We start from the raw sequence: 238 nt of genomic DNA on the forward strand, positions 1-238 counted from the left end.
CGCAGCTACTATGCCTAACACAATGAGCTTTTTGAATTTGTCGGCGATTCGATTTTGAACTTTTCCGTGGCGCGGTTGTTGTTTGACGCGTTTCCGAAAGTGTCGGAAGGCGAGTTGTCGCGGTTGCGTGCGGCTTTGGTGTATGAAGGCGTTTTGGCGGTAAGTGGGTTGGTAATGAATGTCGTAGACGGTTTGTATTTGGGTGCCGGCGAGTTGACGAGCGGCGGTTTCAGACGGC

Annotated in this window: 1 pseudogene; it reads left to right on the forward strand. The window is 52.1% G+C overall.

Annotated features, from left to right (window positions below):
• Window positions 1-18: 18 nt before the first annotated feature.
• Window positions 19-238: pseudogene (locus tag ACTHSN_RS10915) on the forward strand (ribonuclease III domain-containing protein); the annotation flags it as partial.

This window comes from Neisseria sp. P0009.S010, from assembly GCF_051958545.1.
Taxonomy (GTDB): Bacteria; Pseudomonadota; Gammaproteobacteria; order Burkholderiales; family Neisseriaceae; genus Neisseria; species Neisseria subflava_A.